General features: G+C 49.9%; 16 protein-coding genes. 13 read left to right on the top strand and 3 right to left on the bottom strand.

The features are described from left to right. Window positions 1-45: 45 nt before the first annotated feature. From L2Y54_RS19540 to L2Y54_RS19520, 5 genes are all read left to right on the top strand, one after another. Window positions 46-396 carry a YajD family HNH nuclease gene (locus L2Y54_RS19540; RefSeq protein ID WP_236498390.1) on the top strand — a complete coding sequence of 117 codons (351 nt, stop codon included), beginning with the start codon at window positions 46-48 and terminating at the stop codon, window positions 394-396. Window positions 397-476: 80 nt separating this feature from the next. Beyond that, entirely contained in the window at window positions 477-1,670 is a 1,194-nt protein-coding gene (gene dapC / locus L2Y54_RS19535) for a succinyldiaminopimelate transaminase (RefSeq protein ID WP_236498389.1), read from the top strand. Between the two features lie 27 nt (window positions 1,671-1,697). Beyond that, window positions 1,698-2,531 carry a 2,3,4,5-tetrahydropyridine-2,6-dicarboxylate N-succinyltransferase gene (gene dapD / locus L2Y54_RS19530; RefSeq protein ID WP_236498387.1) on the top strand — a complete coding sequence of 278 codons (834 nt, stop codon included), beginning with the start codon at window positions 1,698-1,700 and terminating at the stop codon, window positions 2,529-2,531. Between the two features lie 177 nt (window positions 2,532-2,708). Continuing rightward, on the top strand, window positions 2,709-3,944 hold the full coding sequence (locus tag L2Y54_RS19525; protein WP_236498385.1) for an exonuclease SbcCD subunit D C-terminal domain-containing protein: 1,236 nt from the start codon (window positions 2,709-2,711) through the stop codon (window positions 3,942-3,944). Next, window positions 3,941-9,106 carry an AAA family ATPase gene (locus L2Y54_RS19520; RefSeq protein ID WP_236498383.1) on the top strand — a complete coding sequence of 1,722 codons (5,166 nt, stop codon included), beginning with the start codon at window positions 3,941-3,943 and terminating at the stop codon, window positions 9,104-9,106. The genes L2Y54_RS19525 and L2Y54_RS19520 overlap by 4 nt, the downstream gene beginning before the upstream one ends. Before the next feature lie 56 nt (window positions 9,107-9,162). On the opposite strand, the gene L2Y54_RS19515 is transcribed toward L2Y54_RS19520, so the two are convergent. Further along, window positions 9,163-10,665, bottom strand: coding sequence for a hypothetical protein (locus tag L2Y54_RS19515; protein ID WP_236498381.1), 1,503 nt, complete (start codon window positions 10,663-10,665; stop codon window positions 9,163-9,165). Window positions 10,666-10,967: 302 nt separating this feature from the next. Here L2Y54_RS19515 and L2Y54_RS19510 point away from each other — a divergent pair, with 302 nt between their 5' ends. After that, window positions 10,968-11,615 (top strand): lytic transglycosylase domain-containing protein, encoded by a 648-nt coding sequence (locus L2Y54_RS19510; protein WP_236498379.1) that lies wholly within the window; start codon window positions 10,968-10,970, stop codon window positions 11,613-11,615. Here the strand turns inward: L2Y54_RS19510 and ppk1 are convergent. Next, window positions 11,612-13,696: a polyphosphate kinase 1 gene (gene ppk1, locus L2Y54_RS19505; protein WP_236498377.1), complete on the bottom strand. Its 2,085-nt coding sequence runs from the start codon at window positions 13,694-13,696 to the stop codon at window positions 11,612-11,614. The two genes, L2Y54_RS19510 and ppk1, sit on opposite strands and share 4 nt — an antisense overlap. A gap of 277 nt (window positions 13,697-13,973) precedes the next feature. On the opposite strand from ppk1, the gene L2Y54_RS19500 reads away from it, so the two are divergent. From L2Y54_RS19500 to L2Y54_RS19470, 7 genes are all read left to right on the top strand, one after another. Continuing rightward, window positions 13,974-14,714 (top strand): MotA/TolQ/ExbB proton channel family protein, encoded by a 741-nt coding sequence (locus tag L2Y54_RS19500; protein WP_236498376.1) that lies wholly within the window; start codon window positions 13,974-13,976, stop codon window positions 14,712-14,714. Further along, window positions 14,711-15,145, top strand: coding sequence for an ExbD/TolR family protein (locus tag L2Y54_RS19495; RefSeq protein ID WP_236498374.1), 435 nt, complete (start codon window positions 14,711-14,713; stop codon window positions 15,143-15,145). Before L2Y54_RS19500 ends, L2Y54_RS19495 begins: the two co-directional genes overlap by 4 nt. 1 nt (window position 15,146) lies before the next feature. Further along, window positions 15,147-16,898, top strand: coding sequence for a lipid A export permease/ATP-binding protein MsbA (gene msbA, locus L2Y54_RS19490; protein WP_236498372.1), 1,752 nt, complete (start codon window positions 15,147-15,149; stop codon window positions 16,896-16,898). Then, window positions 16,885-17,814, top strand: a complete 930-nt coding sequence (gene lpxK / locus L2Y54_RS19485; RefSeq protein WP_236498370.1) for a tetraacyldisaccharide 4'-kinase — start codon at window positions 16,885-16,887, stop codon at window positions 17,812-17,814. The genes msbA and lpxK overlap by 14 nt, the downstream gene beginning before the upstream one ends. Then, a complete protein-coding gene (locus L2Y54_RS19480; protein WP_236498368.1) occupies window positions 17,807-17,998 on the top strand; it encodes a Trm112 family protein in 192 nt (63 codons plus the stop codon). Before lpxK ends, L2Y54_RS19480 begins: the two co-directional genes overlap by 8 nt. Then, window positions 17,995-18,738 (top strand): 3-deoxy-manno-octulosonate cytidylyltransferase, encoded by a 744-nt coding sequence (gene kdsB, locus L2Y54_RS19475; RefSeq protein WP_236498367.1) that lies wholly within the window; start codon window positions 17,995-17,997, stop codon window positions 18,736-18,738. Before L2Y54_RS19480 ends, kdsB begins: the two co-directional genes overlap by 4 nt. A 148-nt stretch (window positions 18,739-18,886) precedes the next feature. Continuing rightward, complete coding sequence (locus tag L2Y54_RS19470) at window positions 18,887-20,155, top strand: OmpP1/FadL family transporter (RefSeq protein WP_236498365.1); 1,269 nt, start codon at window positions 18,887-18,889, stop codon at window positions 20,153-20,155. A gap of 185 nt (window positions 20,156-20,340) precedes the next feature. Here the strand turns inward: L2Y54_RS19470 and L2Y54_RS19465 are convergent, their stop codons facing one another. Further along, the gene (locus tag L2Y54_RS19465) at window positions 20,341-20,646 is read right to left on the bottom strand and encodes a hypothetical protein (RefSeq protein ID WP_236498363.1); all 306 of its coding nucleotides are present in this window, start codon (window positions 20,644-20,646) and stop codon (window positions 20,341-20,343) included. Between the last annotated feature and the right edge of the window lie 63 nt (window positions 20,647-20,709).

Raw genomic sequence — 20,709 nt, 5'->3', positions numbered from 1 at the left:
ATTTGTATACAATAGCCCAATCATCCACTAACAAGAGGAACCACCATGAAGGCCGACCACGCCAAAATTGTACTGAATGCACGTAAAAATGCCGACGAACGCGCCAAAGGCTACCGCGAACAAGCCTTGAAGCTGTACCCGTGGATTTGCGGGCGTTGTGCGCGGGAGTTCACGCACGCCAATTTGCGCGAATTGACCGTGCATCACCGCGATCACAACCACGATAACAACCCGCAGGATGGCAGCAACTGGGAACTGTTGTGCTTGTACTGTCACGATAATGAACATCAAAAGTTAATCGAAGCCGAGCACGGCGGTTCTGCCGGAACCAGTGGCCCTGCGGCAGCAACGCATAACCCGTTTGCCGATTTGAAAGCGAAGATGCAGAAAAAATAGCGGGATTGCTGGAGTTTGTGACGCTTTTGGGTTTTCCGGTATACTCTGGCGTTTCAGCCAATTTGGGATAGCCGCGCTCCATGAATCCTGATCTTGCCCGCTTGCAAGCTTACCCGTTTGAACGCATCCGCACCTTGCTGCAAGGCATCAGCCCCGCTGATTTGCCTGCGGTTTCGTTGGCAATGGGGGAACCCAAGCACCCAACCCCTGCTTTCATTCATGAAGCGATTGCGGCAAATTTGGGTGGTTTAGCCAATTACCCGCTCACCAAAGGCTCAGCAGCGTTGCGCGACAGCATTGCTGCTTGGCTGACACAACGCTTTCAACTTCCGGTGGGATCGGTGGATGCCGAACAGCACGTCATTCCCGTGAATGGTACCCGCGAAGCGCTGTTTGCGTTTGCACAAGCCGTGGTGACGCGCACTGGCGATGCAGCGGTGGTGATGCCCAATCCCTTCTACCAGATTTACGAAGGTGCGGCGTTACTAGCCGGGGCAGAACCCGTGTTTCTGAATTGCACCGCTGCGAATGGTTTTATCCCCGATTTTGCCGCCGTACCCGCAGCAGTGTGGCAGCGTTGCCAATTGCTCTACATTTGCAGCCCCGGTAATCCCACGGGCGCGCTCATGCCGTTGGAAACGCTGCAATTAGTGCTGCAACTCGCGGAAACCTATGACTTTATTGTCGCGGCAGATGAATGCTATTCCGAACTGTATGCCGATGAAACCCAGCCACCAGCGGGCTTACTGCAAGCCGCAGCGCAGATGGGGAACACGGCATGGAAGCGGTGTGTGGTCTTTCATAGCTTGTCGAAACGTTCCAATGCACCGGGAATGCGCTCCGGTTTTGTGGCAGGCGATGCGGAAATCCTCAAACAATTTTTGCTGTACCGCACCTATCATGGCTGTGCGATGCCACCCCCGTTTCAGGCAGCGAGTGCTGCTGCATGGGCGGATGAAACCCATGTGCAAACCAACCGTGCCTTGTATCGCGAAAAATTCGCGGCGGTGATGGCGATACTCGCGCCGGTGCTGGAGGTTTCCCAACCAGCGGCAGGTTTCTACTTGTGGCCGCAAACGCCAGTGGATGACACCGTTTTTACCCGCGAATTGTTTGCACGAGCGCATGTAAATGTTGTCCCCGGCAGTTATTTGTCGCGGGAGGCGAATGGTATGAATCCGGGTGCGGGGCGAGTGCGCCTCGCCTTGGTTGCCCCGTTGGATGAATGTATTGAAGCGGCGCAACGTATCCGGCGCGTCGTTGAAACCCTTTGAGTATTTCCTAAAAATATGGAGAAAAGAATGTCAGACGTAAGCCAACTGCAAAGCATTATCGAAGAAGCCTTCGAGCGCCGCGCCGACATCAACCCACGCAATGCTGAAGCGCAAACCCGTGATGCCGTCAATGAGGCGTTGGAATTGCTGAATGCCGGTAAATTGCGCATTGCTACCCAACACGGCGTGGGTAACTGGGAAGTGAACCAGTGGCTGAAAAAAGCCGTGCTGCTGTCATTCCGCTTGAATGACAACGAAGTGATGGACGGCGGTTGCACCAATTACTACGACAAAGTGCCGTCCAAATTTGCGGGCATGAGCGCGGATGAATTTGCTGCGGGTGGCGTGCGCGTCGTGCCGAATGCGATTGCGCGGCGTGGCTCTTACATTGCTCCCGGCTGTGTATTGATGCCATCTTACGTGAATATCGGCGCGTATGTGGATAGCGGCACAATGGTGGATACCTGGGCGACGGTCGGTTCTTGCGCACAAATCGGTAAGAACGTGCATTTGTCCGGCGGCGTAGGCATCGGCGGCGTGTTAGAGCCAGTGCAAGCAGGCCCGACGATTATCGAAGACAACTGCTTCATCGGCGCACGTTCTGAAGTGGTGGAAGGCGTGATCGTGGAAGAGGGCGCAGTGATTTCAATGGGCGTTTACATCGGTCAAAGCACACGCATTTATGATCGTGAAACCGGCGAAGTCATGTACGGGCGTGTTCCAGCGGGTTCGGTCGTTGTATCCGGCAACCTGCCATCCAGTGATGGCAAATACAGCCTGTATTGCGCAGTGATCGTGAAGAAAGTTGACGCGAAAACCCGCAGTAAAGTGGGTATCAACGAGTTGTTGCGCGACATCTAAGTATTTATGTGGCGGGGGAAGAGAGGCTTTCCCCGCTATCAATGAAAAAGACAACAAGGCTCTAAGTCTCAGTAATTTTTTAATAAATTAAAATAATGATAGCTCATAAAATGATGGATTTTTCAGCCTCTCGCACGTAAGCTGCGGTGTAGTCTACACCACAGGAATACATTGGCGATGCGTCTATTGCACACTTCTGATTGGCACTTAGGTCAAGTCTTACACCATTTTGAACGTACCGCAGAACACGCTGATTTTCTGGCTTGGTTGCTGAATACTCTTGAGCAAGAACAGGTGGATGCCTTGTTGATAGCAGGGGATATTTTCGACAATGCCAATCCTTCAGCAGCTTCACAACGCCAGCTTTACCGCTTTCTGAGTGATGCACGTTTACGTATTCCGCATCTTAATATTGTTCTGATAGCAGGAAATCATGACTCTGCGGGGCGATTGGAGGCATCAGACCCATTGCTTGCGTGGTTTGATGCGGTGGTGGTCGGACAAGTTAGTCGTTTGCCAGATGGTAGTGTGGATGTGGCGCGTTTGGTTGTTCCGCTGAAAGACCGTACAGGGAAGGTGCAGGCATGGTGCTTGGTGGTTCCGTTTTTGCGCCCCTCTGATGTGCCAAAAGTGGAAACAAGTGGTGATACCTATGCCGCAGGTGTCGCAAGCCTTTACCGACAAGCCTTTGAATATGCTTGTTCGCTGCGTCAACAGGGAGATGCCCTGGTGGCGATGGGGCATTGTCACATGACTGGTGGGGAGGTGTCAGTGGAGTCAGAACGTCGCATTGTCATTGGTAATATAGAAGCCTTGTCTGCGAATCTGTTTAACCCTGAGCTTGCTTACGTTGCGTTGGGGCATTTACACCTTGCTCAAAAAGTAGGTGGTCATGAACACATTCGCTACAGTGGCAGCCCTCTGCCTTTATCTTTTTCCGAAATCAACTATCCTCATCAGGTTTTGCGGGTAGATATTGTTGGCGAGAAATTGGTATCGATACAGCCTATTCCTGTGCCAAGAGCTATTGAGTTATTACGTATTCCTGCTAAACCAATGCCGTTGATACTGGTTGAAGGCATCCTTGCTCAACTGAGTTTGCCTCAGGTAGCGGAGAGTCGTTGGCCTTATTTGACAGTGCGGGTTCTGTTGGAAGCACCCGAACCTAATTTACGCGCTCGTATCGAGGTGGCGTTGCAAGGTAAACCAGTACGTTTAGCAAAAATCGAAATTACTACACCTTCTTCTAATGTTCCAGATGTTAGCCCCGACTTGTCATTGGACGCTTTGAATGCCTTAACTCCAGAGGACATTTTTCAGCAGATTTACCGACAAAAATACGCTAGTGAGTTACCGGAAACCTTACAGCTTGCTTTTGCTGAATTACTTGCTCATACGGAGATGCAAGCATGAAAATTCTGGCTATTCGTGGAAAGAACTTGGCGTCGCTAGCTCGTGAATTTGCAGTGGATTTTTGTTCTGAACCACTGGCATCTAGCGGTATTTTTGCAATTACAGGCCCAACGGGAGCGGGTAAAAGCACCTTATTGGATGCTTTGTGTTTAGCCTTATACGACAACACGCCACGTCTACTACACGCCAATGCTAGAAATAGCAATTTGCCAGATGTGGTGGGCGAATCCATTGCATCACGTGATCCTCGCACTATTTTGCGGCGCGGTGCCGGTGATGGTTTTGCGGAAGTTGATTTTCTTGGTAATGATCGAGTCGCTTACCGTTCCAGATGGAGTGTGCGCCGCGCTCGCGGAAGAGCCGATGGTAAGTTGCAAGCGGTAGAAATGACGTTATTGCGTTTGCCCGATTTGACACCTGTTAGTGGTAAGCTAAAAACTGAGGTGTTGCCCGCTGTTGAAGTACGCATTGGGTTGACTTTTCCTCAGTTTACCCGTGCGGTATTACTGGCGCAAAACGAATTTGCGGCGTTTCTCAAAGCCCCAGATGATGAACGTGCTGAATTACTGGAAACGTTGACAGGTACGGATCAATTTAGCCAGCTTTCAGTAAATGCTTATCAACGGGCAAAGCAAGAAAGTGAATTTAAACAACGTTTACACGCTAAGCTGGGTGATCTTAAACCGCTGGATGTTGATGAACGGTTGACGCTTGAATCTGAGCGTGATGTTATTCGTTTGGAAAATCAGCAACACATTCAGCAGCATGACCATATTAATGCGCAGTTACGTTGGCATGAAACATGGAAGCAGCTCAAACAGGCTGAAGATAGTGCTAGAGCCGCATTGGAATATGCGCTATCTGATAAAGAATCCGCAGCAGAGCGTGAATTGCACTTTCAAGGTGTCGAAGCAGTTCAGTTATTGCGCCCTCAATTGGATGAACTTGATCGTGCGAGTCGTGCATGGGAAATCAGCCAAGTTGATGTTATCCGGTTTAAAGGCGAGTGGGAGCAAGCGGTTGTTGCACTGACACAGGCTGAGGCTGATTTAACACGTGCTGAACTGCATTATCAACAAGCAGAACAAGCACAAGCGCTTGCCCAGCCTCATTTGCAACAGGCGAAGACGCTCGATACGTTGATTTCTGCCAGCTTGCCTGACCTTGAGCAAGCGAAACAAGTACTTGAGCATTGTAGTGCTGATTGGGAAAGCAGATGCTTAGCTGTTATTAAATGCCAAGGGGAGTTGGAAAATGCCACAGCAGCCCTGAAACAAGCCACCATTGAGTTGCAACAAGCCGAGCAACGGCAACAACAAGCAGAACAAGCACAAGCGCTTGCTCAGCCTCATTTGCAACAGGCGAAGACGCTCGATACGTTGATTGCTGCCAGCCTGCCTGACCTTGAGCAAGCAACACAAGTACTTAAGCATTGCAGTGCTGATTGGGAAAGCAGATGTTTAGCTGTTACCAAATACGAAGGGGAGTTAGAAAATGCCACAGCAATCCTGAAACAAGCCAGTATTGAATTGCAACAAGCCGAGCAACGGCAACAACAAGCAGACCAAGCACAAGCGTTTGCTCAGCCCTTTCTACAACAAGCAAAGACGCTTGATGCATTGATTGCTGCCAGCCTGCCTGACCTTGAGCAAGCGAAACAAGTACTTGAGCATTGCCGTGCTGATTGGGAAAGCAGGTGTTTAGCTGTTACCAAATGTCAAGGGGAGTTGGAAAATGCCACAGCAGCCCTGAAACAAGCCACCATTGAGTTGCAACAAGCCGAGCAACGGCAACAACAAGCAGAACAAACGCAGGCACTTGCGCAGCCCCTTCTACAACAAGCAAAGACGCTTGATGCATTGATTGCTGCCAGCTTGCCTGATCTTGAACAAGCGCAACAGGCATTTGATGATGCACACATCGTAAGTACGCAAGTTCAGCAAGCCTTACAATTGCAACAAATTGCTCTCCAGCAAACGGTAGTGGAACTTGCCAAAACAAATGCATGGTTGGTAGATAATTCGCATTTAGTATTATTGGGCAAGGATTGGGGGCGCTGGGATACTTTATTCACCCAAGCAGCTAACATTCAGCATTCATTGCTTAGTAATAAAAGACAGTTGAGATTGTCGCAGGGTGTGCTGCAACGAGCTCGTGAAGCTGCTAATGCGGCACAATTGCGTCAGACCAATAGCAATGTGAGTTTGGAGCAAGCTCAAGAGGCTCTTGATACTGCGAGTGCAGGGTATAATCAATTTAATGCACCCGATTTAGTTACGCGCAAGCAGTTGCATCAACGACAGTACAACCAAATCATCGACACCATTCAGTGTTGGAAAAAACTTGATGAAATCACGCGCAATCGCGCATTAATGACTGAACAACTACAAAAATTAACAGAAACACGTGTTGCTACTGAAGCGTTACATAGTGTTGCGGTCGCGCAGCAACCTGCTGTAGAGCAGGTGTTGCTACAAGTTGAGCGTTCACTGCGCTTGGCTGAATTGGCTTGTCATGGAAATGTTGAAAGTTTACGCGCCGTTTTGACGCCGGATGCACCTTGTCCGGTTTGTGGTGCAACCGAACACCCTTATGTGCAAATGAATCCGCATTTTGATGCGCTACTAGAAAATTTGCGCAGCGATGCAACCCGTTGTCGCCATGAGCGTGATATTGTACAGGCACAGTTGTCGAAATATCAGGTGCAATTAGCGTCTATTCAAGCAGATCACATGCTCCGTACTGAGGCGTTAATAGCGTTGGATCGTGAAATTGAAATTCAGGATTCTGATTGGAATAATCGCGAGCTTGTTCGAGTCGCCACTCAAAATCAAGATACGGATCGAGATTGGTTCAAATGGCTGAACACCAATAAAAGTCTTACAGAACAAACTTTGGCAACGTTATTTGAGCAAGAAGAAGCTTTGCATATTGCCGCCCAACAGCGTGATGCTGCTCAACAGGTCGTCAACAAAGCCAATGATGAGCATGGTAAAGCTAAAAATTTACTCAATGAAGCGTTACAGGCGCGGCAACAGGCGGAACATGCCTACGATGCGTTATCAAGCACTGTCGCGGAGCAAGAAAAACAGTGTGAAGAACGTCTAGCTGCATTGGATGCTGCATTTTCCAATACTGATTGGAGAATGGATTGGATGCTTGATGCTCAGGCCTTTTATTGCGCCCGCCAAGTGGAGGCGTCAGATTGGCAAGAGCAGCAACAAGCGGCGAGTAGGCTAAATGTGGAGATCGGAACACTAGAAATAAAAAGCAATGCGTTGGCAGCAGAATCTGCGCAATCTACGACGTTGCTTGCACAAGCACGTAGCCGTTTCGATGCGCTTACGCTGGAATTACAAACCAAACAAACTGAGCGTCAGCAATTATTTGATGGAAGGGCGGCGGCCGAAGTAGAAGTAGAATTGAGTCGTGAACTGGAGGATGCACAACGAATCCATCAGCTAAAACGCGCTTCTCACGGGCATACCAGTCATACCCATTTGCAAGCTCAGGCGTATTTTCAGCAAGCGCATGTGCTAACTGAAAATACGCAGGCATTGCTTGCACAAGCACGTAGCCGTTTCGATGCGCTCACACTGGAATTACAAACCAAGCAAACTGAGCGTCAGCAATTATTTGATGGAAGGGCAGCGGCAGAAGTAGAAGCAGAATTTAATCATGAACTGAGGGATGCACAACAAGTCCATCAGCTAAAACGTGTTTCTCACGGGCAAGCTAGTCACACACATTTGCAAGCTGAGGCGAATTTGCAGCAAGCCCATGTGTTAACTGAAAGTACACAGGCATTGCTTGCACAAGCACGTAGCCGTTTCGATGCGCTTACGTTGGAATTACAAACCAAGCAAACCGAGCGTCAGCAATTATTTGATGGAAGGGCGGCGGCCGAAGTAGAAGTAGAATTGAGTCGTGAACTGGAGGATGCACAACGAATCCATCAGCTAAAACGCGCTTCTCACGGGCATACCAGTCATACCCATTTGCAAGCTCAGGCGTATTTTCAGCAAGCGCATGTGCTAACTGAAAATACGCAGGCATTGCTTGCACAAGCACGTAGCCGTTTCGATGCGCTCACACTGGAATTACAAACCAAGCAAACTGAGCGTCAGCAACTGTTTGAGGGGAGGGCTGTGGAGGCAGTTGAGTTAGCGTTAAGCAGCAACATTTCTTCTACTCGTCAAGCGTTCAGTAAGCAGCAGGCGTTCCATCAGCAACTTAGTCACACACAGACGCAAGCTATTACCCATTTGCAACAAGCTCAGATTTTGTCTGACAAGCGGCAATCTGCCCACACTTTAGCAACGAAAGCACTTAGCGAAAGGGATATTCCCAGATTACGTGTTTTGTTGGCACATGATATGGATTGGATACGCAATGAACGCGAATTTTTTCAACAGTTGAAAACCAACATCACTAATTGCCAGAGTGTGTTAGTTGACCGTTCTGCTGCGTTGGCTACGCATCAGGTTAAACGGGTAGGTTTGGAGAGTGCTGACGAACTCACAGCGCTTTCGGCACAAGCTCAAACAAATATTGAACGTACTAAAATGCTGTTGGCGACCAAGGAACTTGATTTGCGCCGAGATGATGAGTGCCGTCAGCAAGCAGTTAACGTGTTGACGGCAATTGCTCAGCACGAAGTTCATGCTAAAGTTTGGGAACAACTCAATGAGCTGATTGGCTCAGCCGATGGCAAGAAATTTCGCAATTTTGCTCAGCAATTCAGTCTCGATGTGTTATTAGGATATGCTAACCGGCATCTGGTTGAGTTGTCACGTCGTTACGTTCTCAAACGCGTCAAGAATAGCTTAGCTTTGCTAGTGGTGGATCAGGATCTTGGGGATGAGTATCGCTCAGTGCATTCGTTATCTGGCGGTGAGTCCTTTTTAGTGTCGTTGGCCTTGGCTTTGGGGTTGGCATCGCTCTCTTCTCAACGTGTCAGGGTGGAATCATTATTTATTGACGAAGGGTTTGGCAGTCTGGATGCTGATTCCCTGAGAGTGGCAATGGATGCACTCGACAACTTGCAAGCTCAGGGGCGTAAAGTTGGCGTCATTTCCCACGTACAGGAAATGACTGAACGAATCGGGGTACAGGTGCAAGTCAAGCGTTTATCAGGAGGACAGAGTTGCTTAGTGATTTAGCTTGGCTGTTCAAGTAGCATAAAATGCAATAAGCTTGGATTCCATTTCACAGGCGCTTAACGCAACATCTGGAGCAGCGCCCGATACTTGGGCGTTTCTCCAGCCGCCTGATTAATATGCTCTTTCACCCCCCAACTGCCGTAAGCCTGATAGGTGCGCGGTGCTGAAAACGCCACAAACAAGCTATTTCCGGTAATTTTCTGCCAGCCTTCCAGAAATTCGATGTACATTGCTTCCATCGGTTGCGCCCGGTTTGCGCCGATGTATTGCGGGTTGGGAAAGTCGCGGATGGAGCGGGTTTTGCGATCTACCAAGTGTTGCCCGCCTTCGTAAGCAATCAATTTCACATTGTATTGTTTGGCAAGATCAGCCTGCTTTTGCACCATGGTGAGCACGTTTTGAATGGAATAAGCATTGCGGTCGTCTTTTAACAGCTTGAAGACATCTTCGGTGCTGCGGACTTCGGCTTGCTGGCGGTCGTGAACGTAGAAATACGGTGCGATGGCAAACGCATCTATGTGGCGGTGGGCTTGGTTATAACTGAGCAATATTTCACTTAAACGGGGATTTGCTGACCAACCGCTCAGCACGCGCACCAAGCGTTTGGTGTTACCGAAGGCTTGTTCCCAGAGCAGGAACACTTCTAGCGAACGTTTGACGTAATATTTGTGACTGGCTTGCGGCGGGTCGGTGTCGAGTTTTTGTTGCAGTCCCATTTGCTTGGTGTAATGCGCTTGGCTAAAAGCCGGGTTCCACGCTTCATTGGTGTATTCCACGTAAGCTTTTAGGTGGGGGCGCAGATGTTGTTTCACATAATCAGCGTATTGGCGCACGAGGTCATCATCCGCAGCATGGGGAATAGTAAACCATGCATCGGCATTCAGGCGATTCGCTAACGCAACCATGATTTCCAATGGTGCGCCGCGTTTGCCTTCTACCCCTGCCCAGGTGGCTTGGCTGAGGCGTGGCATTTGTTCCCACTGGCTGAGCGGGTTGCGGGTAATGCCCGACATATTCATGAAGCGGATTGTTTTGAAATCGCGCATAAAATTCAGGTAGTCGGGATTAAACACAATACTATCGTAATGTGTTGTAAAATCGCGGTAGTCACCGTCACACTGTTGGGCGCTGTTAACGCGCTGGAACGGATTGTTGGCACAAATGCCACCCGGTAGGAGTACGCGAATATTACGCAAATAGTTATCGGGGTTAGATTGTTGAATCGTCAGCGTGACTTTGAAAAACTTGTCAGCACCGGCAGCAATCTGAATGAGGTCTTTGCCGGGTAAGCGTTTGATGAGTTTGGCATCATCACCATAGACCAATTCGCCCTCACCGTCGTACAACACCGTGTACTGCCCCTCTGGTAATGTACCCACAGGCAACCAGTGCAAAAGATTAGTACCTGCTCGCCCGCCATTGAGCTGTTGCGGCCAGCCGTCAGTATCGTAAACAATGTTACCATGCGTGAGCTTGGCTTCGGCAAACGGTAGCGCCATTTTGAATACATTGACGAACGGAACGCTGGAATCGACTTGCATCACTTCGTTGGTATTCATGCCGATTGGTAGGTTAGCGGCGTATGCTGGCAGTGTGGTAGATATGATACAAAAAATGCCAAAAATAATATGCCAAACAGATTTTTTTATTACGGTCACAACCAATTCCATGCAGTGTATTAGCGTGGTGAAACTATAGCAGGATGCGTGATGTTCATCACTTCTTTGGGGGGGACTTCGCACTAGAATGCGTGGCATCAACGATTAACGGAACTTTTGCTTATCACCTTGCCCTAAAAAGGAAACTTGAATTATAAGTTTTTACTAATATACTGGGTGGTAGTTTGATTTGGGGAAAACACATGAAACGTTTGAACAGTGCTATTTTTGTCAGCTTGTTGGGGTTTGCTTTCATGCAAACAGCCCAGGCATCAGGCTGCGGCACCAATGCCAATGCGGTTAATAAAAGGGCAGAAGCACATCAGGAATCCATCCAAAAATATTCGGAAAAGTATGGGGTTAGTGCGGATATGGTGAAAGCCGTGATCGCTGTCGAGTCCTGCTACAATAGTACCGCCGTGTCACCCAAAGGGGCGCAGGGTTTGATGCAATTGATCCCCGCGACTGCCGAACGTTTCGGGGTCGATGATGCGTTTAACACCAGCCAAAATATTCACGGCGGCACACGCTACCTGAGCTGGTTAATGAAGCGTTATGACGGTGATTTATACAAAGCGGTTGCGGCGTACAATGCGGGCGAAGGCGCGGTCGACAAATACAAAGGCATTCCACCGTATAACGAAACCCAGCATTATGTGCGCAAAGTATTGGCGGTGTATAACGGTTTGAGCGGGCAGGCAATTGCGTTACCCGTCGTTAATACCACCCCTCGGAAGGGCAGCAACGGTGCAACTACCGCTACGGCTAAGCAAGTATTCCCAGCCGGTAAACCGGGGCGCTCTGGTTGGCAGGCTGCCAAAGCCAAAGCGCCGCATCTGTTCAAGCATTAAACATTAGCCAGCAGCTTCAACAGTTGTTGTTGCGCGTTGATGCTTTCTACCTCGTCATTTTCAGGTTGTTGGCGCAAGTACGTGCCATCAGCCTGCAATTCCCACGCCTGCGTATTGTCTTGCAAGTGCAATTCAAATGCTTCATGAATAATCCGCTGGCGCAGCACTTTGTCTAAAATGGGGAAAGCCACTTCGACGCGGCGGAAGAAATTGCGCGGCATCCAGTCCGCACTCGAACAATACAATTCCTCATCCCCAGCATTCTGAAAATAAAACACCCGTGGGTGTTCCAAAAACCGTCCCATGACCGAGCGCACATGAATGTTTTCGGAAATGCCCGCAATGCCGGGGCGCAAGCAACACACTCCGCGCACCACCAGTTCCACGGTGACACCCGCTTGTGACGCTTGGTACAAGGCGCTGATGGTTTGCGGCTCAATCAAGGCATTCATGCGGGCGCGGATTAATGCCGGTTTGCCCGCCAGTGCGTGTTGGGTTTCGCGCTGGATTTTATCCATCACCGCTTGGTGCAAGTTGAACGGCGCTTCCAATAAATATTTCAGGTCACGCATTCGCCCCAGCCCGGTGAGCATATGGAAGACTTTATGCACGTCTTCGGTCATGTCCGGTTGGCAGGTGAGCAGGCCAAAGTCGGTGTAAATGCGTGCTGTGCCGGGGTGATAATTGCCCGTACCAAGGTGGGCGTAACGGCGTAAGTGTTTGCCTTCGCGCCGCACTACCAGACACAATTTTGCATGAGTTTTGTAACCCACCACGCCATACACCACATGCGCTCCGGCATTCTGCAATTGATTGGCAAGACCGATATTGGCTTCTTCATCGAAACGCGCCCGCAATTCCACCACGACAGTGACTTCTTTGCCTAAACGTGCAGCACGCATGAGGTGTTTAACCAGTTCGGATTGCTTACCAGTGCGGTACAGCGTCATTTTAATCGCCAACACGTCGGGGTCTTTTGCCGCTTGCTCAATAAAGTCCAGCACCGTTTGGAAACTTTGGTAGGGGTGATGCACCAAGACATCGCTGTGTTTGATGCGTTCAAACAAATCCGGGTGGCGCTCAGCTACCGATGGGGCAGGGCGGAACGGTGGAAAGCGCAGGTCAGGGCGATCCACCAGATCCGCAATCGCCATTAAACGATTGAGATTGACCGGGCCATTGACGTTGTAAACATCCTGTTCGCACAGGTGAAAGTGTTCCATCAGGTATTCGATATTGTCCGGTGGGCAATGGTCGGCGACTTCCAAACGCACCACCGCGCCGTAATTGCGTTGTGGTAATTCGCCTTGCATGGCTTGCAACAGATCGTCGACTTCTTCCTCATCCACGTACATATTGCTATTACGGGTGAGGCGGAATTGGTAGCAGCCCAACACTTCCATGCCGGGGAATAGCCGATCTATAAAAGCGTGCAAGATGGAGGAGAGGAACACGAAACTGTCATTGCTGGCAGCCATGCCTTCGGGTAAGCGGATAATGCGTGGCAGGCTGCGCGGTGCTTGCACAATGGCGGTGTCAATTTCACGCCCGAAGGCATCCGTGCCTTGCAAACTGATAATAAAATTCAGACTTTTATTGATGACATTTGGGAAAGGGTGCGCGGGGTCTAGCCCCAGCGGACTCAATAAGGGCATGAGTTCGCGATCGAAATAATCCGATAGCCACGCCAGTTGTCGTTCATCCCAATGGGTACGGCGTACAAAGTAAATGCCTTCCTGGCGCAGCGCGGGGATGATGGCTTCGTTCAACAGTTTGTATTGGGAGTCAACCAGCGCGTGCGCCGTGGTCGTGATTTGCTTCAAAGCCGCCGTTGGGGTTAAGCCGTCTGCACCAATCGAGGCGACATCCAGTTGCAATTGTTGCTTGAGACTGGCGACGCGGACTTCAAAAAACTCATCCATATTCGCGCTGGAAATACACAGAAAACGCAAGCGTTCCAACAGCGGTACACGCGGGTCTTGCGCCAGCTCCATGACGCGGCGGTTAAAGGCTAGCAGACTGAGTTCACGATTGAGGTAGTAATCGGGATTATTCAGGTCGGGTGCAGCATTTTCCTGCATGATAACATCCTGTTCCGTGTCCGGTATTGTGGGCGGTGGTGTGTAACCATAGTTGTAAGATGTGACAGTTTGATGACAGTCTATGCGTATATGGTCATCTTCACCCAAACGCCAAAAATAGCGCAACGGTAACGGCGGTAGGTTGACAGGGGCGGTTGTTATTATTCTCATGATCGACAGTACACTATGTTATGGTTTTGTTGGTATAGTTGTATAAGACAGTCACCGATCATACACCATGTGGGCTGAATCATAAAAAAATGAGGCATGATTAGATATGTTTGAATTAGTCAAATCTGGCGGGATTATGATGTTCCCCCTGATTCTGAGTTCGATTATTGCATTAGCGATTATTATTGAGCGTTTTTTATCATTGCGCGTCAATAAGGTTGTGCCTGCCAGCGATATTGAACGCGCCCGCAAACTCGCCGGTATCAATAAGCTGGCGGATGCGCAAGTCGATGAATTGCGCAACGGTTCATTGCTGGGGCGCGTGTTAGCGACAGGGCTGGAAAGCCGCGAATTGCCTCGCCATATTATGAAAGAAAACGTCGAAGAAGCCGGGCGGCACGTGGTGCAAGAATTAGAACGTTACCTGCCAGCTTTGGGTACGATCATTACGATTGCACCAATGATGGGTTTGTTGGGAACGGTACTGGGCATGATTGGGGTGTTCAGTGCGATCAATACTGCCGGGGTGGGCAATCCGCAGCAGATGGCGGGGGGCATTTCCGAAGCGTTAGTCACGACAGTCGTGGGTTTGCTGATTGCGATTACTACCTTGGTATTCGAGCGCTATTTCAAAGCCAAAGTTGATGGCTATGTGGCGATTATGGAGCGTGAAGCTTTACGTTTGATTGAAATTGCCAATTCCAGCCGCAAAACCTTACCGGCAGCAAGCTCTGCGTCTGTGCCTGCACCAGCCGTAGCACGTCCAGCCGCCAGTGCACCTGCCGCGTCGCCAGCACGCCCAGCACCTGCGCAAGCACCGTTGCCACGCGGGGGTAAGCCTGCATGAAATTCCGTACCCGTGAACGCAGTGAAAGTAAGGTCGACTTGACTTCGTTGATTGATGTGGTATTCATGCTGTTGATTTTTTTCATGGTCACGACTACCTTTGACAAGAACGCTGAACTCAAGATCGAGTTACCGACTGCCAGTAATGTGGCGGCGGCTTCCCAGGAAGATAAGCTGGAACTGTTGATTGACGGGCAAGGGCGTTACTATATTAATGGGCGTGAAGTGTTGAATAATCAGCCTGAAACGCTGTTTCAAGCCATGAGCATGACCTTGGAAGAAATGGGTAATAATACCCCGCCACTGGTCATTTCGGCGGATGCCAGTGTCAATTATCAGGCAGTCGTGACGGCAATGGACATCGCCGGGCGCTTGGGGTTGACCAATTTCTCGATGGCTACCTCACAATCGGCACGCAAACCACAGGAATAGGATGACAATACCACGCACGACGGGCTGGCAGGTTTATCGACGGCTGATTGCTTATTCGCTGAGCTACTGGCATTACTTGGCGCTGGCAGCGGTAGGTTTGGTGATCAGCGCCGCGACGCAGCCCTTTTTTGCGTGGGGTCTGAAACCCTTGCTGGATAAGGCAATCATTCAACGTGACCCTGATACCATTTTGTGGTTGCCAGTCGGTATTTTGGCATTGTTTTTATTGCGCGGTGCTGCCATGTTTTTGTCGGGTTATTACATCGGCATGATTGGGCGGCAAGTGACCAAAACCTTGCGTAATCAGGTGTTTAACCAGTTATTGCGGATGCCGGTCAGCTTTTTTGAGAATACCCAGTCGGGCAAATTATTGGCTTACGTCAGTTATTACATTGATCAGGTGGCGAATGCCAGCATTCGCGGCATGACGACGTTGGTGCAAGATTCCGTCACTATCCTCGGCTTATTGGGTTTGATGTTGTGGTATAGCTGGCAATTAACCTTGGGTATTTTGGTGGTAGTGCCGTTGATTGCGCTGATTGTGGTGTATGCCACGCGCCGTTTGCGCCGTTTGAGCCATAAAGTGCAGGATTCGGTGGGGGATGTGACCCAGATTGCCAATGAAATGATCCGTGGTTACAAAGTTGTGCGGATTTTCAATGGCGAACCGTATGAAGAGCGCCGCTTTGGGGCTGCCAATGAGCAGAATATTGAGCTGCACATGAAACGCATGGTGACAGAATTGCTCAGTACGCCGTTGGTGCAATTCATGGTAGCGGTGGCACTCGCTGCGATTGTGTTTATGGCGACCCGCGAATCGACGCTGGAAGCCTTGTCGCCGGGTACGTTTATCTCCTTCATTATGGCGATGATTCTGATGCTTACCCCCATCCGCAATCTGACGCAGTTGAATGCGCAATTGCAGACCGCGATTGCTGCCGGTGAGGGTATTTTTGAATTATTGGATAGCCCTACCGAAGCCGATACCGGCAAGCAAACCCTCACTCAATGCCGGGGTGAAGTGCTGTTTCATAACGTTTCCTTCCGTTACCCGAACACCGACAAATGGGTGTTGCGTGATATTAATTTGCGCGTGAATCCCGGTGAAAAAATTGCTTTAGTAGGCAAGTCAGGCAGTGGCAAAACCACGCTGGTTAACTTATTGCCCCGTTTTTACGATGTGCAACAGGGCGAAATTCTGTTGGATGGGGTGCGTTTAACCGAATTGAGTTTGTACAATTTGCGCAGTCATATTGCGTATGTTGGGCAAGATGTGGTGCTGTTTAATGATAGCGTGCGGAATAATATTGCTTACGGCGCTATGCAAGGCATAGATGACGCACAACTCCGTGCCGCTGCCGAAGCCGCGTTTGCGTTGGAATTTATTGAAAAGTTGCCGCAAGGTTTCGATACGCTGATTGGCGATAATGGGGTGATGTTATCCGGTGGGCAACGCCAACGTTTGTCGATTGCGCGAGCGATTCTCTCGAATGCGCCGGTGTTGATTTTGGATGAAGCAACGTCGGCGTTGGATACCGAATCCGAGCGCCATATTCAAGCGGCGCTGGATAATTTGCTCAGTAACCGTACCACGTTCATGATTGCGCACCGTTTGTCGACGATTGAGAATGCGGATCGTATTTTGGTGATGCAAGACGGTGAAATCATCGAATCCGGCAAACATGGCGAATTGCTGGCATTGAATGGGCAGTACGCACGTTTGCACACGCTGCAATTCCATGATGAAACTTGAACGCTGGCTGCTAAACGTTTGGTATGGCAATGATCGGCTGGGTAAGTACATGCTATTGCCGCTCACGGGGCTGTTTTGCGTCTTAGCAGCAGTGCGGCGGTGGCAACATAAACGCCAGCAAGTCAAACATCCCGTGCCTGTCATCGTCGTTGGCAATATTTCGGTGGGTGGCACTGGGAAAACGCCGTTGGTCATTTGGTTGGTGGAACGGCTGCGCGAGGCGGGATTTAAGCCGGGCGTGGTGAGTCGGGGGTATCAACGTCAAGGGAATGACCTTGGTGACGAGCCAACACTTATTAAGCAACGTACTCAAGTTCCTATTGCGATTGGCAGCGACCGCAACCAAGCGATTGCTACTTTGTTGCAACAACACGCTTGCGACATGGTGATTGCTGATGACGGCTTACAGCATTACCGCATGGGGCGTGACCTGGAAATCTGTGTGGTGGATGGGCAACGGCGCTTTGGTAACGGTTGGTGTCTTCCCTCTGGTCCATTGCGTGAATCTATTTCTCGTCTAACGTCCTGCGATTTTGTGATCGTCAACGGCGATACCATGCAAATGCGTGGTGATATCTTGGTGAATTTGGCAACAGTGGAAGCACAACCGTTAACCGCATGGGCAGGCAAAACCGTGCATGTTGTTACCGGCATCGGCAATCCGCAGCGCTTCCTCCAGTCGCTGGAACAGGCGGGTTTGCTGGTCGTTCCCCACCTTTACCCCGATCATCACGCCTTTACTGGCACCGAATTATGCTTTGACGACACACATCCAATCATCATGACGGAAAAAGATGCGGTAAAATGCCGTCAATTCGCTGGGCAAAACGCATGGTATCTGCCGATTGAGGCAGTGCTGGACGAAACGCTTGCCCACGCTCTCCTTACCCGTTTACAAGGATTCAAACATGGATAAGAAATTGCTGGAAATTTTGGCCTGCCCCGTCACCAAAGGCCCGCTGATTTATGACAAGGCTAAACAAGAGCTGGTGTCGAAATCGGCGCGGTTGGCTTACCCGATTCGGGATGGGATTCCGGTGATGCTGGAAGAAGAAGCCCGCGTGTTGACTCAAGAAGAAGTGGAAGCATTGCACGAATGAACACAGTGTTGGTGATTCCAGCGCGGTATGCCTCGTCTCGCTTACCGGGCAAACCCTTACGCGAATTGGCAGGCAAACCTTTGATTCAGCATGTCCACGAGCGGGCAATGGCGGCTGGTTTTGCCACAGTGCTAGTGGCGACGGATGATGAACGCATCCAGCGCGTGTGCTGCGCTTTCGGTGCACAGGTTGCCATGACTGCCAGTACCCACGAAACCGGCAGCGATCGTCTCGCGGAAGTGGTGCAACAACAAGGTTGGGCAGATGACACCATCGTGGTGAATTTGCAGGGCGATGAGCCGCTCACGCCTGTGGCAAATTTGCACCAATTGGCGCGTAATCTAGCGCAATACCCGCAAGCCAGCATGGCAACCTTGGCGACACCGATCTTCAGCGAAGCCGAGTTTCTTAACCCGAATGTTGTGAAAGTCGTGCGGGATGCAGAGGGCATGGCATTGTATTTCAGCCGTGCGCCGATCCCGTTGCAGCGTGATGCGGGAGTTGCTTTGTACGATTACGCGCTGCGGCATATTGGGATGTATGCTTACCGCGCGGGTTTTTTGAAAGCCTTTGCAGGGATGCCACCCGCACAAATTGAGCAGTTGGAAAAGCTGGAACAGTTGCGTGCATTGGCGCATGGCTATCGGATTCATGTTGATATTGCAGCGGAAATTCCGGGGGCAGGGGTGGATACCGAAGACGATGCGTTGAGAGTCGCTGCAATCCTTGGTGATGGATAGTCGCGCATTCATAAAGTCGCATATTATAATATAATTATAAACTGTTGTTTTGCTTAATAATAAGCATTTGACAGCTTAATACTCCTCTGTCACTATTTCGCAACAAATGTTGAGAAATCGCAAAAATATAATGGAGGAGTGATTATTTATGTTCAGAAAAACTACCCTTGCTGTGTCGGTGCTGTTGGCATTAGGCGCTCAATCGGCATTCGCAACCAATGGTCTTGCGCCGACCGGTTTGGGGCAAACCCACAAAGCGATGGGCGGTGCGGCTGCTGGTTTTGCAACAAGCCCTATGAGTATGGCGACTAACCCGGCAGCGGCATCTTTTGCGCCTGATGGTTATGATGTGGGCTTGGAAATATTCAAACCGGATCGTTCCGCAACGTTCAAAGGAACAGCTTTTGGTGCGCCTGCGGATGTGACCGCCGATGGTAACGGCGATGAAATGTTCCTGATCCCCGAAGCTGGCTATAAGCGTGATATGAAGGGTGGTTTGTCCGTTGGTGTTGTTGCTTATGGTAATGGTGGCATGAATACCTCTTACGAGAGCGGTGTGCCTTTCGGCGCAGGTTCTTTTGGTGGTTTGCCAGGTACTGCCACAAGGATTGACCTCAAGCAAATGTTTATTGCACCGACTGCGAGCTATAAGGTGAATGAGAATGTAGCCATTGGCGCATCGGTCAATTTAGTGGCTCAGCGTTTTGAAGCTGAAGGTTTGGGGGCATTTACTGGTTTTACTAGTAACCCCGCTGGTCTAAGCAATAATGGCGGTGCTAACTCTACTGGGGTTGGGGCAACTATCGGTGTCCAGGGTAAGTTGTCTGACAAATTATCGGCAGGTCTTGCTTACCGTTCCAAAGTGGGCATGAGTAAGCTGGATGAATATAGCGGTTTGTTCCCCAATGCTGGTGAGTTCGATGTACCCGCAGCGACTACCGCAGGTATCGCATTTCAGGCAACACCGCAAACATTAATCGCCGCTGATGTTCAGAAAATCGAATACTCTGGCGTTGATGCGATCGGAAATTCACCTGCGACACCACTGCCCTTTGGTGCGGATAATGGTCCTGGGTTTGGTTGGGAAGATCAAACAGTATATAAAATTGGTGTAAAACAGCAGTTGAATGATGGTTTAGCGCTGATGGCTGGATACAACCGTGGTGATAGCCCCGTGTCTGGTGGTGTGACAACGCTTAACGTGCTGGCTCCAGCCGTTGTGGAAGAGCATGTTTCCCTTGGTTTTGAGAAGAGGCTGACACCAAAATCCAAAATTGTGGGTTCATACATTCATGCACTTGAAAATACAGTGGAAGGTACGGCAACCGTGCCGCCACCGGGTCCTGTTCCTATGGATGCTTATGACTTGACGATGAAGCAGGATATTGTAGGGGTTGCCTACAGCGTCGAGTTCTGAGCAAACAGAATCATCAGTAAGAAAAGTTGAAAAGCGGGGCTTAGCCCCGCTTTTCTTTTTATGCCTTGAGACGAACAGCCAAGAAAGCCCGAACTCAACTGTTCATGATGATCCAACTACCAGCCCTTAAAATAGGTGGATCATCATCTCAAGGTTTTTTTTAACCAATTAAATATTAAATAAAGTTATATCAGTGGGTGTTCATAAGACCCAAAGGTATGTGACGGCAGACGAACCCTTAATAGGGATGATGCGGTTACTAATGAGATCGCCCCATGTGCCACGCTGTCATTCGGGGAGATAATGTAATCGGGTACGCCACACAATGTATCGCTGTTGGCATGGAACGCCCGATCAATGTCATCGCCCGCCTCAAACACCGTAAAATAAGCGTTTTGGTAGCGCTCAGCCTGGATGCGTGCGTTACGACAGGCTTCCGCAAAAGTCTTGTGTGTTGAATGATATGTGCCATCAAGAAAAACCTTGAACATGTGAAAACTCCTGTCTGCCGTTCATGTTGCTATGAGGTAAGAGTAGGGGAATTATGGGTGTCG

The sequence above is a fragment of the Thiothrix winogradskyi genome (assembly GCF_021650935.1).
Lineage (GTDB): Bacteria > Pseudomonadota > Gammaproteobacteria > Thiotrichales > Thiotrichaceae > Thiothrix > Thiothrix winogradskyi.
The sequence above is the reverse complement of the archived record's forward strand: the minus strand, read 5'-3'. Positions and strand labels throughout refer to the sequence as shown.

Excerpts from the sequence above, each read along its gene's own strand:
- L2Y54_RS19540 (WP_236498390.1), top strand. The coding sequence starts at position 46 with ATGAAGGCCGACCACGCCAAAATTGTACTGAATGCACGTAAAAATGCC.
- dapC (WP_236498389.1), top strand. The coding sequence starts at position 477 with ATGAATCCTGATCTTGCCCGCTTGCAAGCTTACCCGTTTGAACGCATC.
- dapD (WP_236498387.1), top strand. The coding sequence starts at position 1,698 with ATGTCAGACGTAAGCCAACTGCAAAGCATTATCGAAGAAGCCTTCGAG.
- L2Y54_RS19525 (WP_236498385.1), top strand. The coding sequence starts at position 2,709 with ATGCGTCTATTGCACACTTCTGATTGGCACTTAGGTCAAGTCTTACAC.
- L2Y54_RS19520 (WP_236498383.1), top strand. The coding sequence starts at position 3,941 with ATGAAAATTCTGGCTATTCGTGGAAAGAACTTGGCGTCGCTAGCTCGT.
- L2Y54_RS19515 (WP_236498381.1), bottom strand. The coding sequence starts at position 10,665 with ATGAATACCAACGAAGTGATGCAAGTCGATTCCAGCGTTCCGTTCGTC.
- L2Y54_RS19510 (WP_236498379.1), top strand. The coding sequence starts at position 10,968 with ATGAAACGTTTGAACAGTGCTATTTTTGTCAGCTTGTTGGGGTTTGCT.
- ppk1 (WP_236498377.1), bottom strand. The coding sequence starts at position 13,696 with ATGCAGGAAAATGCTGCACCCGACCTGAATAATCCCGATTACTACCTC.
- L2Y54_RS19500 (WP_236498376.1), top strand. The coding sequence starts at position 13,974 with ATGTTTGAATTAGTCAAATCTGGCGGGATTATGATGTTCCCCCTGATT.
- L2Y54_RS19495 (WP_236498374.1), top strand. The coding sequence starts at position 14,711 with ATGAAATTCCGTACCCGTGAACGCAGTGAAAGTAAGGTCGACTTGACT.
- msbA (WP_236498372.1), top strand. The coding sequence starts at position 15,147 with ATGACAATACCACGCACGACGGGCTGGCAGGTTTATCGACGGCTGATT.
- lpxK (WP_236498370.1), top strand. The coding sequence starts at position 16,885 with ATGATGAAACTTGAACGCTGGCTGCTAAACGTTTGGTATGGCAATGAT.
- L2Y54_RS19480 (WP_236498368.1), top strand. The coding sequence starts at position 17,807 with ATGGATAAGAAATTGCTGGAAATTTTGGCCTGCCCCGTCACCAAAGGC.
- kdsB (WP_236498367.1), top strand. The coding sequence starts at position 17,995 with ATGAACACAGTGTTGGTGATTCCAGCGCGGTATGCCTCGTCTCGCTTA.
- L2Y54_RS19470 (WP_236498365.1), top strand. The coding sequence starts at position 18,887 with ATGTTCAGAAAAACTACCCTTGCTGTGTCGGTGCTGTTGGCATTAGGC.
- L2Y54_RS19465 (WP_236498363.1), bottom strand. The coding sequence starts at position 20,646 with ATGTTCAAGGTTTTTCTTGATGGCACATATCATTCAACACACAAGACT.